At 74.2% G+C, this 14,348-nt stretch carries 13 protein-coding genes; 3 read left to right on the forward strand and 10 right to left on the reverse strand.

From position 1 onward, the window contains the following. The 7 genes from ABZ318_RS35670 to ABZ318_RS35700 all read right to left on the reverse strand — a co-directional run. Positions 1-1,255 (reverse strand): AMP-binding protein (locus ABZ318_RS35670; RefSeq protein ID WP_356906580.1); only part of this gene is annotated, 1,255 nt, incomplete at its 3' end. Further along, entirely contained in the window at positions 1,252-4,644 is a 3,393-nt protein-coding gene (locus ABZ318_RS35675; RefSeq protein WP_356906581.1) for an FAD/NAD(P)-binding protein, read from the reverse strand. The genes ABZ318_RS35670 and ABZ318_RS35675, both read right to left, overlap by 4 nt. Beyond that, positions 4,641-5,087, reverse strand: a complete 447-nt coding sequence (locus tag ABZ318_RS35680; RefSeq protein ID WP_356906582.1) for a cobalamin-dependent protein — start codon at positions 5,085-5,087, stop codon at positions 4,641-4,643. Before ABZ318_RS35680 ends, ABZ318_RS35675 begins: the two co-directional genes overlap by 4 nt. Positions 5,088-5,241: 154 nt before the next feature. After that, on the reverse strand, positions 5,242-5,658 hold the full coding sequence (locus tag ABZ318_RS35685) for a cupin domain-containing protein (RefSeq protein WP_356906583.1): 417 nt from the start codon (positions 5,656-5,658) through the stop codon (positions 5,242-5,244). Beyond that, on the reverse strand, positions 5,651-6,556 hold the full coding sequence (locus tag ABZ318_RS35690) for a sulfurtransferase (RefSeq protein ID WP_356906584.1): 906 nt from the start codon (positions 6,554-6,556) through the stop codon (positions 5,651-5,653). Before ABZ318_RS35690 ends, ABZ318_RS35685 begins: the two co-directional genes overlap by 8 nt. A gap of 43 nt (positions 6,557-6,599) precedes the next feature. Continuing rightward, entirely contained in the window at positions 6,600-7,139 is a 540-nt protein-coding gene (locus ABZ318_RS35695) for an HPP family protein (protein WP_356906585.1), read from the reverse strand. Between the two features lie 64 nt (positions 7,140-7,203). Then, positions 7,204-8,736 (reverse strand): vanadium-dependent haloperoxidase, encoded by a 1,533-nt coding sequence (locus ABZ318_RS35700; protein WP_356906586.1) that lies wholly within the window; start codon positions 8,734-8,736, stop codon positions 7,204-7,206. Between the two features lie 356 nt (positions 8,737-9,092). Here ABZ318_RS35700 and ABZ318_RS35705 point away from each other — a divergent pair, with 356 nt between their 5' ends. Both ABZ318_RS35705 and ABZ318_RS35710 read left to right on the forward strand, forming a co-directional pair. Further along, a complete protein-coding gene (locus ABZ318_RS35705) occupies positions 9,093-9,584 on the forward strand; it encodes a hypothetical protein (protein WP_356906587.1) in 492 nt (163 codons plus the stop codon). Positions 9,585-9,819: 235 nt separating this feature from the next. Continuing rightward, positions 9,820-10,464 (forward strand): ScbR family autoregulator-binding transcription factor, encoded by a 645-nt coding sequence (locus ABZ318_RS35710; RefSeq protein ID WP_356906588.1) that lies wholly within the window; start codon positions 9,820-9,822, stop codon positions 10,462-10,464. 34 nt (positions 10,465-10,498) lie between these two features. Here ABZ318_RS35710 and ABZ318_RS35715 read toward each other — a convergent pair whose 3' ends face one another. The 3 genes from ABZ318_RS35715 to ABZ318_RS35725 all read right to left on the reverse strand — a co-directional run bounded on the left by ABZ318_RS35715 (position 10,499) and on the right by ABZ318_RS35725 (position 13,308). Further along, positions 10,499-11,263, reverse strand: a complete 765-nt coding sequence (locus tag ABZ318_RS35715) for an SDR family oxidoreductase (protein ID WP_356906589.1) — start codon at positions 11,261-11,263, stop codon at positions 10,499-10,501. Positions 11,264-11,374: 111 nt separating this feature from the next. Continuing rightward, positions 11,375-12,346 carry an NAD-dependent epimerase/dehydratase family protein gene (locus ABZ318_RS35720; RefSeq protein ID WP_356906590.1) on the reverse strand — a complete coding sequence of 324 codons (972 nt, stop codon included), beginning with the start codon at positions 12,344-12,346 and terminating at the stop codon, positions 11,375-11,377. Positions 12,347-12,360: 14 nt separating this feature from the next. Then, positions 12,361-13,308 carry a ScbA/BarX family gamma-butyrolactone biosynthesis protein gene (locus ABZ318_RS35725; protein ID WP_356906591.1) on the reverse strand — a complete coding sequence of 316 codons (948 nt, stop codon included), beginning with the start codon at positions 13,306-13,308 and terminating at the stop codon, positions 12,361-12,363. A gap of 129 nt (positions 13,309-13,437) precedes the next feature. Between ABZ318_RS35725 and ABZ318_RS35730 the strand changes: the two genes are divergently transcribed. Beyond that, entirely contained in the window at positions 13,438-14,097 is a 660-nt protein-coding gene (locus tag ABZ318_RS35730) for a ScbR family autoregulator-binding transcription factor (RefSeq protein WP_356906592.1), read from the forward strand. Positions 14,098-14,348 lie beyond the last annotated feature (251 nt).

Consider the following 14,348-nt stretch of genomic DNA (forward strand, 5'->3'; position numbering starts at 1 on the left):
CGCCGGTGCGGAAGAGGAAGGCGCCCAGGTACGAGCGGACGGTGACCTGCGTCTGGAGGAGCGTGGCCGCCCCTTGCGCGGGGTCGGCGTCCAGCCCGCCGGGGGCGCGGCCGATGAGGGCGGTCGCCTCGGTCTGGCCGTACCCGTCGCGCACCCGTACCCCCCAGGCGGTCTCGACGCGCTCCACCGTCTCGGCGGTCAGGGGCTCCCCGGCGGCCGTCGCCTCGCGCAGCCGAGGGGCGCCCGCTCCCCCGGTGACGTGCGGGAGCATCGCCCGCCAGGCGCTGGGCGGCGCGCAGAGGCTGGTGACGCCGTGGTCGGCGAGGACCCGGGGCAGGACGGCCGGCGGGAGGCCGCCGTCCGGGGGTGCGAGGACGGTCGCCTCCGCCGCCCAGGGCACGAAGAAGCTGGACCAGGAGTGCTTGGCCCAGCCGGGCGCGGAGAGGTTGAGGTGCCGGTCGCCGGGGCGCAGCCCGCTCCAGTACAGGCTGGAGAGGTGTCCGACGCCGTACCCGGCGTGGCTGTGCTCGACGAGCTTCGGCAGGGAGGTCGTGCCGGAGGTGAAGTAGCAGAAGGACGGGTCGGTGGCGCGGGTGGGCCCGTCCGGGACGAAGGGCCGTCGGCCGGGGCCATGCGTGTCGGGGTACGGGGACCAGCGGGCCCGGTCGGCGCCGGACGGCCTCCGGGACCCCGCACCGGCCCGGTCGGTCGCGTGAGCGCGGTCGGCGCCGGGCGCCATCCGGAGGCCCGGTACCGGCAGGTCGTCGAGCAGCGGGACGAGTTCGGGGGCGCAGACCACGTGCCGGACGCGGCCGCGGGCGATCCGGTCGGCCGCCTCGTCCCGGGTCAGGTCCTGGTAGGTGGGGACGACGACCGCGCCGAGCTTGATACAGCCGAGCAGGGTCTCCCAGAGTTCGGTCCTGGTGCCGAGGAGGATCAGGACTCGGTCGCCCCGGGCGACCCCGCGCTCCCGCAGGGCGTTCGCCAACGCGCCGGAGCGCGCGGAGAGTTCGGCGAAGGAGACCCGGTCGGCGACGGGGACGGTGCCGTCCGGGGCCGGTCGGCCGAGGAGCTCCAGGGCCGGCCGGTCGTTGCCCTCGGCGATCACGTCGAACCAGTCGAGGGCCCAGTTGAAGTGCTCGGCGCGCGGCCACCGGAAGGAGGCGACGGCCGCCTCGCGGTCGCCGCGCAGCCGGAGCAGCAGATCACGGGCGGCCCGGTACTCCTCGTGGGCGGGCGTACGGACGGCGCTCACGCGACGCCACCGCCCGGGGCGGCCGCAGCGACCGCGCCCGTCTCGGCGCCACCGTCCCCTAGAGGCACAGCGACCGCGCCCGTCTCGGCACCGCCGTCCCGTAAAGGCACAGCGACCGCGTCCGTCTCGGCGCCGTCTCCCAGGAGGGCCGCCGCGATCGCGTCCGCGTCCCGGGTGAAGGAGCCCCAGGGGCCCGGCCGGCCGCTGCCGACCTGGGTGAACCAGCGGGTGTGCTCGCTGGGGATGCCCAGCACGTGCGTGCTGGTGTCCACCGAGCCGTCGGCCCGCACCGGGTGGAACGGCGCGTCGGTGCAGTCGAGGCCGCCGGTGGCGAACTCCCCCGCCCCCTCGGCCGCGTTGGTGAAGGTGCGGATCTCCCCGTCGACCATCAGGCCCCGGATCAGCGGGTCCCGGTCCGCCGCCAGGTCGGTGCCCGGCACCCGGGCGTCGACGAGGACGTCGAGCGCCACCCAGGAGTTCTCGACCTGCGCGGACTCCACCGCGAACCGGCCCTCGACGGGGTCGGCCTCGAAGCGGGCGCCGGGGCCGACCGGTTCGAGGACCCCGGCGGCGAGCAGGGCGAGGAACTGCTCCGAGCGCAGTTGCGGAGGTCCGGTCGAGACCATCGCGGCGACGGGGCCGAACTCGGCGAGGAACCAGCGGTGCGAGTCGGGAGTGAGCCCGCCGAAGTCGACCACGGTGCGGATCGTCTGCCGGACGTCCCGCAGCACGTCGGCGGCGGCCTTGAGGGGGCCGTCGGCGTTCCCCCGGCGGGCCTCGGCCAGGTCGGCGCGGAGCCACTCGGTGAGCACCTTGTGGTACTCGGCCGAGGAGCCGAAGCGCCGGCCGGCGAACGGGCGGGCGAGCGCGTCGAGTCCGGTGAGCGGCCGCGGGTCGACCCGGGGGCCGTGGTCGGCGGCGAGCCGCTCCAGGAGCCGCGGGCGCGGATCGGCGCGGCCCGCGAGGAGGGCCACGCCCCGCTCGGTGAACTCCTCGGCCGCGGCCGGGCCGTGGGCCTGGCGGATCCGGGTGGCGAGGAGCACCAGGTTCACCTCGGCCAGCAGCCAGGGCAGGACGGTCCGCTCGAAGTCGAGCGGCGCCTCGGCCGCCCTCAGCGCGGTCATCCGCTCGGGGGTGAAGAGCCGGGCCCGGTAGCGGTGTTCGGGGCCCTTCTGGTTGGCGCCCCGGGTGAGCAGCGGCACTCCTCCGCGCGAACCGGCCAGGATCCGGGGTTCCTTCCCGCTGGGCAGGTAGAGCAGTCCGTCCTGGCCCTCGGTGAAGGTGCCGCCGCGTCCGAGGGTGAGCTCGGCGAGGACGTCGTAGAAGGTGAGGCCCATGCCGAGGATGCCCACGCTCGCGCCGGCCGGGATCTCCGCGAGCGGCATCTCGCTCGCGGAACCCCCGGCCACGTAGCGGACGGGCCGGGCGGGGGTGCTGTGCTCCCGGGCGAACCGCTGCCAGGCGCGCTGGTCCGGGTCGAGTTCGGTGAGGGGGTGCCCGGTGGCGAGGACGAGCCGGTCGACGGTGAGGACGTCGCCGCGGTCGAGCCGCAGCCGGTGCGCACCGCCGTCCGTACCCGCCGCGCCGTCCGTACCCGCCGCGCCGTCCGGCCCGGTCCCGGCCCGCGCCCGGTCCGCGCAGATCACCCGGGCCGGGACCCGGTGGACGGTGAGCCGGGGCGACAGGGTCTCCTCGATCCGCGCCATCACGTACGTCAGATAGCGGCCGTAGACGGCGCGGGGCGCGTACCCCTCGGGGTCGGCGCCCGCCGGGTCGTCCTGGGCCCACCACTCGCCGAGGGTGGGCCCGGCGCCGGGCCGGTGGGGTCCGCCGTCGGCGGGCCCGGAGAACATGGTGACCTCCTGGGCGGGGGTGTTCATGAGGAACCGGGGCGACTGGTCCGTGCGCCAGATCCGGCCGGCCCCCGCCTCGTACGGATCGACCGCGAACACCTCCACGGGCCGCGCGGGCGGCTCCTCGGCGCAGCGGGCGGCGAGGCGCTCCAGTACGGACAGGCCGCGCGGGCCCATGCCGACGAACGCGACCCGCAGGGGTGCGGGGGCCGGCGGCGGAGCCGCGCGCGGCACCGGCTCGGCCGGGTGGGTCGCCGCCGCGCGGTCGTGTTCGCGGGCGACGCGGCCGAGCATGCCGGAGAGCTGTCGCGAGGTCATCGGAAAGGTCCTCCTGCTGGTGGTGAGCAGCGGCAGCGCGCCCAGGTCGGTCCACCGCAGGCGCCCGTCGGGTGCGACGGTGGACCGGACGGCGCCCCGGTTGTCCGGGTGCAGGCAGAACGGCACGTCGAGGAGGCCCCGGTCGAAGGCCTTCAGGAGGGCGGTGCCGAGGTCGTCGGAGAGCGCGAGGACGGTGGTGATCAGGGTGCGGGCCTCGGTGAGCGTCTCCTCGGCGTCGGCCCCCGCGCCGGAGCGGGTGCCGTGGGCGGTGCGGGCCGCTTCGGCGGCGATCCGCAGGGCGGTCAGGTTCTCGTGGACGGTGGGGATGCGGTGCGCCTCGGTCTCGGTCTTCACGATGAGGCGCTGTGCCCCGCCGCGCACGGCGAGTTCGGCGCTGCGGCGCAGCAGGAGCCGGGCGCCGGGCACGGTCTTCGGGTACACGCCCATGTACGTGTAGAGCACGATGTGGCGGTCGACGGCCGGCGGCAGGAACTCGTCGGCGAGCTTCCGCAGCGCGGCGAGGGCGCCCGCGTCCTGACCGGGGTGGGTCTGCTGGGCGTAGTTGAGGGAGACGCTGGTCGCGCCGTTGGCCACGAAGAAGAGGCATTCGAGGACCGAGACGGCGACGAGCAGCGAGGGCGGGCAGAGCTGGCCGAGGAGGCAGCCGCCGAAGGATTCGAGGTGGGCCCGGCGGCCGTTCCTGCGGCTCTCCTCCGTCAGGAACCGGACGGAGTCGCGCCAGGCGGCGACGGACTCGGCGAGCGGGGTGCGGCCGTAGGGCAGGCAGTACGAGACGGGGCCGCCCTCGGAGGCGGTGAGCCCGGCGGCGGCCATGGTGCGGAAGATGGCCATCGGGTCGGCGGAGCCGTGCCGGACCTGGACGGGGGTGGCGCGCCCGGCCGCCGACGCGACCCGTGCGCCGGTCCTCGGTCCGTGGCTGACCAGGGGGAAGCCGTTGAGGGGGCGTCCGGCACGGAGGGCGGCGGTGGCGGCGGCGTGGTCGCCGACGCGGGTGTAGCTGTCGATGGTGAGGGTGGCGACGGTCCGTTCGGGCAGGGCGGCGACGGCGGCGACTCCGCGGGCCATCTCCTCGGGTCCGGCCATGCCCATGCGGGGCTGGACGACCAGTTCGCCGGCGGCGGCCGCGTCCTGGACGAAGGCGCCGAGGTCGCCGGGGGCGAGCGGGGGCGGGGACGAGGGCGGGGCGGAGGTGGTCAAGCCGCGGCCCGCCCGGTACACGCGCCGTCGAGGCCGGCGAGCAGGCGGAGGAGTGCGGTGGGCGGGGTGCCGTCCTCGTACACCTCGTCGTATCCGGCGTCGAGGAGTTCGGCGGTGCGGGTGGCGGCGCCCTCCGGGGAGATGCCGAGGAGTCCGCCGATGACCATCGGGACGGAGCGGGTCCGGTCGTCGGCGCGCAGGGCGCGGGCGGCGCGCAGGCCGTCCTGGTGGCCGTGGCCGTTGACGGAGGAGAGGACGACGAGGTCGGGGCTCGTCATCCGGGCGGTGTCGACGAGCAGTCGCTCGGGGACGCAGGGGCCGAGGTTGAGCACGGAGTGCCCGTGCTCCTCCAGGAACAGCTGGAGGTGGACCAGGTTCCAGGTGTGGGCGTCGGAGGAACCGGTGGTGAGGAGGACCCGGCGGGAGGGCTCGGGACTGCGCAAGGACTGAGGCCGTGCGGACGGTGTCATGGCGTCTCTCTCCGGAAGGGGGTGCGGGTGAAGGGGTACGGGAGGCGGGTACGAAGGCGGGTGCGGGTACGGAACGAGGCCGCCGGGCCTGTGCGAAGCGCCCGGTGGCCTCGGGGGTTCCGGCTGGTCAGGCGCCCGCGCCGACGCCCGTGGTGATCTCGCCGGCCTCCGGGGTGCGGGCGGCGGCGGGGCGGGCGCGGACGGCGAGGACGGTGCAGCCCTCGGCGCTGGACATCTGGTGGCGGGTGCCGGGCTCCTCGACGACGAGGTCGCCGCGGCGGAAGCGGCGCCCGTCGCTGTGGTCGAGGGTGCCGTCGAGGACGAGCATCAGCTCGTGGCCGAGGTGCTCGTGGAAGTCGCCGTGCGCGCCGGGCGGGAAGCGCAGCAGGAGGGAGGCGGAGTCCTCGTCCTCGGCGGGGTCGGGGCCCCAGAGGACGACGTACTCGACGCCGGCGCGGCCGGGTTCGGTCCAGGGCACCCAGGGCAGGTCGGTCTGGTCGAAGCCGTTGCGGAGCACATCGCGGAAGACGGTGACGTCAGGCACGGGCGGGGACCTCCGGGGCGCGCTGGGCGACGATGGACGGGATGCCGTCGGGACCCCAGGGCCGGGGTCCGGTGACGATGGGGGCGCCGATGAGGGAGCCGAACTCTCGCCAGGCGCCGTCGTAGTTGCGGATGTCGGGGAGCCCGAGGAGCTCGCTGAGGACGAACCAGCTGTGCGCGGAGCGCCAGCCGACACGGCAGTACAGGACGGTGGGGACGTCGGCGCGGACGGCCGCGTAGGCGCGGACCAGTTCCTCCCGGTCGCGGAAGGTGCCGTCGGGGTGGACGGCCGTGTTCCAGGGGATGTGCTCGGCGGAGAGGGCGTGGCCGCAGCGCACGCCGAGGTCCTCGGGCACGCCGGGCGGGGTGTTGCTCCGCCCGAGGTACTCCTCCGGGGAGCGCACGTCGAGGAGTTGGTGGCGGCCGATGTGGTCGAGCACGTCCTCGCGGCGGGCACGGACGGTCTCGTCGACGGCTGGTACGGGGTAGGTGACGGGCTCGCGCTCCGGGGCGTCCCGGGTGAGGGGGCCGCCGAGCGCCTCCCAGCGGGCCCGGCCGCCGTCGAGGAGCCGGAGCTCCCGGTGGCCGTACAGCTTGAACTGCCAGTAGCCGGCGGCGGCCCACCAGTTGTTGTTGCCGCTGAGGAAGACGACGGTGTGCTCGGTGCCGATGCCGTGCCGGCCGAGGAGCGCGGCGAAGGCCTCGGGACCGATGACGTCCCGGCGTACCGGGTCCTGGAGGTCGCCGGTCCAGTCCAGGCGGACGGAGTCGGGGATCCGGCCCTGTTCGCCGCCGCCGTCGGTGATCTCGACGAGGACCGTGCGCTCGTCCCGGGTCGCGGGGTTCCGCAGCTGTTCCATGATCTGCTCGCAGCTGACGAGCAGTCTGTCTCGGTTCACGGGAGCTCCGTTGGGGGTTGAGGCGGGTGGGGTGCGGAGGAGGTCACCACCAGTACGTCGGGTACTTGCCGATCGCGCCGAGCCGGGAGGCGAGCGCGCCCACGAGGACGAGCAGGGCGCTGCCGACGGCGAGCAGGACGAGGAAGCGCAGGGGCGCGGGGTCCTGGAGGGCGGCGAGGACGGCGGTGGCGGCGGCGGGCGCGTGGACGGCCCGCAGCAGCAGCATCAGGCCGACGCTGAGTCCGGCGGCGACGGCGGCGACCCAGAGGGAGTGGCCGAAGAGGGCGACGGCGACGAGGCCGAGGGCGCCGGAGCCGAGCTGTCCGAGGAGGACGCCGCGGGGCTGGGCCGGGGGCAGTGCGGGGGTGCTGCAGATGATCATCGCGGTGGCGGCGAGGGGGGCGATCATCAGGAGGTGGCCGGTGGCCTCGCCGAGCGCCACGAGGATCAGCAGCGAGGCGACGGTGGCGAGGCTGCCGAGCACGGCGGGCCGGGGGCCGGGGAAGGGCGGGGCGCCGCCCGCCCATCGGCTCCGGGCGGGCGGGGCCGCCGGACCCGCGGGGGTCTGGGTCTGGTTGCTCACGGTGTACTCCTCGTGCGACGGGCGGGCGGCGGGGGCGGATCGGCGGGGCGGCGGAGGGGGCGGCTCAGCGGTGGGAGCCGTTGAAGTAGCGCTCGGCCTGACAGTGGACGACCTTGCCGATGCGGTGGCCCATCTCGATGCCGGGCTCGTTGTCGAAGCTCCAGTGCATGCCGCCGTACACGCGGGAGATGCCGGCCTGGTGGGCGGCCTCGCTGAAGGTGGCCCAGTGCAGGACGACGTCGGTGCGCGGGGTGAGGCCCGGCTCGACGGTGGAGGCGCCGGCCTTGAAGCGGTACGAGTCGCCGAAGGAGTCCGAGCCGGTGAAGCGGCGGAGGAACTCGGCGGCGGCGCCGGAGAAGGTGCTGTGTCCGGAGACGGTGGCCGGGAAGGGCGGAACGGCCACGTACGCCTGCCAGTTCACGCCGTCCATGGTGACGGTGCCCTGTCCGGGGCCGCCCCAGGCGCGGATCCGCTGCCCGCGCCGGTCGTACGGGACGAGGGTGGAGGGGCGGGCGAAGTCGTACGCGCGCTTGACGGCCCAGGAGCCGATGGCGGCGTCGCACTCGGCCATGTTGAGGCCGAAGAACAGCTTGGCGTCCTCGTCGACGCCGTGGCCGTCGCGGGCGGAGACGTACCGTCCCCACATCTGCTGCGCGCCGGGCGGGGTGACGTCGTCGTTGAGCCAGAACTCGGCTATCGCCTTGTGCTCGTCCGTCAGGTTCGCGCTGATGTCGAGGAGTTCCTCGATGGCGGCGGTCATGCGGACGGAGGGGTACGCGGGCGGGGCGGGCACCGTGAACTGGTCGGGGCTGCTCAGGGCGAAGGGCTGCATGACCGCGAACTGCGGGGTGAGGTAGCGCTGCGTCTTGCCGTTCACGATCAGCGGGGTCCAGTGCGCCGGGTCCGTGATCGCGGCCGGGTCGAAGGCCCCGGCGGTCTGCGGGCCGTTGCGCGGCTGGTAGCCGGTGGTGTCGCCGTACGCGGGGGTGCCGAGCTGGTTGGCGCCGTCGGCGTGGCGGTACTCCAGGACGGCGCGGGCGGTGCGCAGCCCGATCCAGGCGGGGCTGTACGGGCGGGGGTCCGTGAGCTCGGGGTCGCCGCCGAGGCTGCGCAGCATGGAGTCGATGGCGACCTTGTACTCGGGGTACAGGTCGAGCAGGGCGAGGTGGGCCGCGTAGCTGATGGCCTCGTTCTTGTTGTCGAGGGTGCGCTCGGCGCGGGGGCGGCGCAGGGTGCCGCCGAAGCGGGTGCCGACGGCGTGGCGGTCGTAGCAGGCCCAGGCGTCGTAGATGGCGTTGTGGACGATCGCGAGGGCGCGGGCGTTCACGGTGGCGGGGCCGAAGCGGTTGCCGGCGTCGTGGTAGCGGCCGAGGATCGCGTCCATCGCGGCCTGGTTCCAGCGGACGACGACGCTGGGGTCGGCCACGGCGCCGGGGGCGCGGCGGCCGGTGCGGGTCTCGGCCTCGAAGCTGGTGGGGACGGCCGAGGCGGCGGTGCCGGACAGGGCGAGTGCCCCGGCCGCGGCGGCGGAGGTGGTGAGCACCCGGCGCCGGGTGAGCGGGGTGCGGGTCGGGGCGGGGGCGGGTCGGTGGGTCATCCGGGGATTCCTTCGCGGGGTGCCGGGAGCGGACGGACTCGGTCCGGGCCTGCGGGTCACCCACGGCCGAAGATCACCCGGGATCAAACACAAACTCGAACAGTCCTCAGGCTGGCGAGAATTGATCGCGCCCGGCAACGGCCGATCGACTTCTTCCATCGCGGGCATGCAAGGAAGCGATGGGCGTCGCGGGGGTCCTCGGGACGTCGTTAGCGTGAGCCCAGGCGTCCGCCCCTCCGGCCACGATTTCGGCGTGATCCGAGCGGTCCCCGCCCGGCTCCGCCCCCGTCCGGCCTCGATCCGCCCCGTCCGGCCCCGCCCGGCCCCGCGTCGACTCGTGTTGGAGATGCCCGCGCATGACCGTTTCCTCCGAACTGACCCCTCCCGTCACCGCCCCCGGCGCCCCGCCGCCGCGCGCCGGCGCCTTCGACCGGCTCGCGCCACGGCTCCACCGGTACGGCCTGGGCATGCTCCGGGCCGGTCTCGGCGGGGTGTTCGTCTGGTTCGGCGTGCTCAAGGTCGCCGGGCTCAGCCCGGCGGCCGCGCTCGTCGTCGCCGTCCTGCCCTTCCCCGCCGGGAGCTGGTTCGTGCCCGCGCTCGGCTGGGCCGAAGTGGCCCTCGGTCTCTGGCTGATGTCGGGCCGCGCCCGCGCCGCCGCGCTCCCGGTGCTCACCGCCCACCTCTGCGGCACCTTCGCGGTGCTCGTCCTCACCCCGTCGGTCGCCTTCGCCCACTCCAACCCGCTGCTGCTCACGCTGGTCGGCGAGTTCGTCGTCAAGAACGTGGTGCTGCTCGCGGGCGCGGTGGTGGTCCTCACCCGTCCGAGGCGCACCGGCGACGACCGGTAGCGGGGAACGTCGGCAGCGGTGCCGTGTCGCGCCGACCCGACAAACGGCGCAACCGGTTTACCAGAGCCTCCGTGCCCTCCCGGCCCCCGTCCGACGTGCGCTCCCACCACCCCTCCCCGGCGGCGCTTCGGCCTGGGTTTCACCCGAAGGGAGGGTTTACGCGCCGACGGACCCTGTAGGTGACCCCCGGCTCGTACAATACCGAGCAGTCGGTTTACAGCTACTGGAGCCCTGGGTGACCAAACAGGAGCGGGCCACGCGCACCCGCGACGCACTGATCAGGTCGGCGGCCGAGGAATTCGACCGGCACGGCTACGCCCTGGCCACGCTCTCCGCGATCAGCGCGGGAGCGGGCGTGAGCCCCGGAGCCCTCCACTTCCACTTCGAGAACAAGGCCGCGGTCGCCGAAGCCGTCGAGCAGGAGGCCTGCACCACCCTGCGCCGGACCGCCCGGATCGTGTACGGCCGGCGGTCGAACGCCCTGCAGAACCTCACCGACACCTCGCACGCCCTGGCCCGGCTGCTCCGCGACGACATCGTCGTCCGCGCCGGGTTCCGGCTCAGCTGCTCCGACGACTCCCGTACGGAGCTCAGCCTGCGCCAGGAGTGGCAGAGCTGTGTGCAGCAGCGGCTCGCGGAAGCGGCCGACGAGGGCCTGCTCGCCGCCGGCGCCGGGCGCCGGCAGGATCTCGCCCGCACGGTCGTGGCCGCGACGATCGGCCTGGAGGCGCTCTGCCGGGACAACGGCGAGTGGCTGTCGCCGAAGACCGTCACAGGCCTGTGGCGCACCCTGCTCCCGATGCTCGCGGGCCCCGAGTCGCTCGCCACCCTCGAACCGGCGGGCACCCCTGCCACCCCCGCGCACGCCCCCGTCGGCTGAGGGCCGGCCGTCCCCGGCCACGGGCGACGCGGGGTCAGAGCGCGCTGCCGCCCGAGACGTCCAGGTACTGGCCGGTGATCCAGCGCGCGTCGTCGGAGACGAGGAAGCCGACCACGTCCGCGATGTCGGCCGGCGTCCCGATCCGGTTGAAGACCGAGTAGGCCGCGAGGGCGGCGGCCGCCTCCGGAGTCGTACGGCGCCGCGCGTTCATGTCCGTCGCCACATAGCCGGGGGCCACGGCGTTGACCGTGATCCCACGGGGCCCCAACTCCTTGGCGAGGGCCAGGGTCATCGTGTCGACGGCCCCCTTGGTCATCGCGTAGGTGACGGAGTCGGGGAAGGCGTTCTTCGTCGCCACCGAGGAGATGTTGACGATCCGGCCGCCGTCGCGCAGTCGGTCGAGTCCCCGCTGGACGAGGAAGAGCGGGGCCTTGGCGTTGATCGCGAAGAGCCGGTCGAAGACCTCGGTGGTCAGCTGGTGGATCCGGCCCGAGCCGCTCCCCGCCGCGTTGTTGACGAGGATGTCGAACCCCGGTCCCGCGCCCTGCTCCGCGAGACCCGCCTCAAGCGCGGCGTAGAAGGTGTCCACCGCGTCCGGCTCCGCGAGATCCGTGCGGAACGGGAAGGCCCGGCCGCCCGCCTCCTCGATGGTCTTCACCGTCTCGTGGGCGGCCGCCTCGTTGCCGCCGAAGTGCACGGCCACCAGGGCTCCGTCCCTGGCGAGCCGCTCGGCGATGCCTCTTCCGATGCCACGGCTCGCGCCGGTGACGATCGCGGTCTTTCCAGCCAGCGCGGACATGCCAGTGGTGCCTTCTTTCTTTCTGTTCGGAGGCCGGTTGCTGTTCGGAGACCGGTTCTGTTCGGAGGCCGGTCCGTTCTGTTCGGAGGCCGGTCCGCCCGAGGACCTGCCTCAGGAGCGGCCGAGGAGGTCCCGGTACCACGGCATGTGGTCCGCGATCGTCGCGGCGAACCCCGGTCCCGGATCCTGGCCCCACTCCCGCCAGGGGCGGTCGTCCTCGAACCAGTGGTCGGAGGCGAGCATGGCGAGGTGGTGCTGCGCGAACGGGAGGTCCGCGAGCAGCGCGCGGGCCTCGGCGATGTCCACCGCCGGCCCACGGAGCGGGCCCGCCCGTCCGGCGAGGAGGGCCTCGCCGGGCGCGAGCAGCCCCGCCACCGGGACCGGCTCCGGGTGGTTGACGTAGTACGGGCCCGGCCGCGTCGACGGGGAGAGCGCCGCGCCGAGCAGGGCCCGCGCCAGGCCGTCCACGTCGATCAGGGAGTGCACCGAGGAGCCGCCGTCGAGCGGGCCGGGCAGGGCGGCGAGCAGCCGGACGATGCCGGGCATCAACTGCCGGTCGCCCGTGCCGTACACGAGGTGGGGTCGCAGTACGGTCCCGCCCGCGTCCATAACGTGCCGCTCCCCCGCCGCCCGGGTCCGGCTGGTCGCCGAGCCGGGGGCGAGCGGCAGTGTGCCGGGCGTCGCCGCGCGGAAGGGGCCCCGACCGTGGACGGAGGCGGTACTGAGGGAGACGATCCGGGTCACCCCGGCGCGTACGGCCGCGTCGACCAGGGCCCGGGTGCCCTCGTCGTTGACCGCGCGGGCCGTCTCCTCGTCGGCGCCGATCGCCGAGGCGCAGTGGATCAGTACGTCGACGCCCTCGCAGGCGAGGCGCAGCGAGTCGGGGTCGCGGAGGTCACCGACGACGGTCTCGACCGCCGGCCGGCTCCCCCGCTCCCCGGCGTCGCCGGTCGTCGCCGCAGGGGTGGCCGGGCTCCGGGCGAGCAGCCTGAGGTGTCCGACATCCGTGTGGTCCGCGGCCGTCGCCGCCACCCGGCCGCCGATGAATCCGGTCGCGCCGGTGATCAGTGTGCGAGGGCCCATCGTTCCTGTCCGGTTCAGCCCGCCAGCCGGCTGTCGAGGCCTCTGCCGGCCACCGCCAGGTCTTGGGACGGGGAGGTGAGCGTACAGAGGAACACGGACCGGCCGTCCTGTCGACCTTCGATGCGTACGGCGGCCACCGACGGGTCGGCGGTGGGCACGGTCTCGGCCTCGATCCAGCAGGGGCTGTCGAGTTCGGCGTAGCGGGAGAAGCCGGCGTCCATGGTGGTGGGCAGGAACGCGCCGCCCATCGTGATCGTCGCCGCCTGCCGGGCGGCTTCGAGGAGCACCATCCCCGGTATGTGGTCGTTCGGGCGCCGGAAGAGGGTGGTGTGCCCGGTGTTGATCCGCAGCCGCCACTGGCCGGGCCGGGTCCCCGGGGCCAGGACGACGTCCTTGGCGTGCTCACGGCCGACCAGGCACGGGGCGACCCCCGGGATCAGCGGGACCGGGCGGCCGAGCGCGGCCATCCGCTCGCCGCGGATCCTGCGGTACGCGAGGGCCGAGGTGCAGCGGCCCACGCCGGTGCCGGTGGCGAGGTGGCGACCGTCCCGGGTGAGCACCATGGTGGTGCGGATGTTGCGGAGGCGGCTGCGGCAGCTGTCGAGATTGGAGCAGACGACGTCGACGCTGATGTCCGGGGAGAGGCCGTCGACGGCGAGCGTCCCGGCGTCGACGGTGTAGTTGAGGCCCCACATGACGAACTGATCCTCGACGGGTACCCCGAATTCGGCATGAGCGAGGAGCATGGTGGTCTGGCGTATCGTCTCGGCCACCAGTACGGGGTCGTGCCGGTCCCCTGCCACCGGAGAGAAGAAGGGATGTGCGGCAGGCCAGCGGGCGGCGACGGAGAACCGGTTCTCCGTCAACCGGGTCCAGCCCGTGGGGATGATGTCCTCGGGATCCGACCGGTGAACGAACTCTCCGGGGACGTGTCTCGTCGCTCCTCGACGGTTCTGATCCATGGATCCCCCTCGCGCCCCCGCGCCCCCGGGCGGCCTGGTCCGCCCGACCTAGAATACGTACAGCGCGGTTTTTTTTGCAATGCTCCATGTCACACTTCGAGCACAGACAGCGACACAGCAGGAGGCGCCTTGGCTCAGCAAGCGCGTGCGATCAAGACCCGACGGGCGATCCTGGAGGCGGCCGCCACCGTCTTCGCGGAGCGCGGGTACGAGCGCACGACCATCGGCGAGATCCTGGTGCGCGCCGGCGTGACCAAGGGGGCGCTGTACTTCCACTTCGCGTCCAAGGAAGATCTTGCTCGTGGTGTGCTCGACGCCCAGATGCTGGACGAGCCGCTGCCGGCCCAGCCGATCAAGCTCCAGGAACTCGCGGACCAGGCCTTCCTGCTCGCCCACCGGCTGCAGCACGACGCACTCGTGCGCGCGAGCGTCGCGCTGGCCCTTGACAGTGGCGCTGTCGGCGTCGACCGGGCCGCGCCGTTCCAGGCATGGATCGATCAGGTCTCCGACATCCTGGCGGTCGCGAGGGCGCGGGGGGAGATCCTCGTCCACGTGGACGTGACGGATACCGCCGAGCTCTTCTCGGGCGCCTACGCGGGGATCCAGACGATGTCGCAGATTCTGCGCGATCGCAACGACCTGACCCACCGGGTCTCCGTCCTGCTGCGGTACCTCCTTCCCAGCATCTGTACCCCGGCTCTCCTGAGCAGTCTCGACATGACGGAAGGCCGCGCCCGGCAGCTGGCCGCCGAGTACGACGCGAGCAAGCGGCGCCGCGAGGACTCGTAAACCCGGCGCACGCCCATCAAATAAAAACCGACCATCCGGTCTCTTAGCGCCCCGACGCAGAACAGCGTCGGGGCGCTCTGGCGTCATGGCACTGAGTGTGTTTTGCTGAGGGTACTCAGTGCCACAAGCGTCTAGGGGAGCTCCATCATGGGTAAGGACTTCGACCTCTATCGGCCCTCGGAGGAGCACGACATGCTCCGTGAGTCGGTGCGTGCCCTCGCGGAGGCGAAGATCGCCCCGTTCGCGGCGGC

This window comes from Streptomyces sp. NPDC006197, assembly GCF_040613865.1.
In the GTDB taxonomy this organism is placed as follows: domain Bacteria; phylum Actinomycetota; class Actinomycetes; order Streptomycetales; family Streptomycetaceae; genus Streptomyces.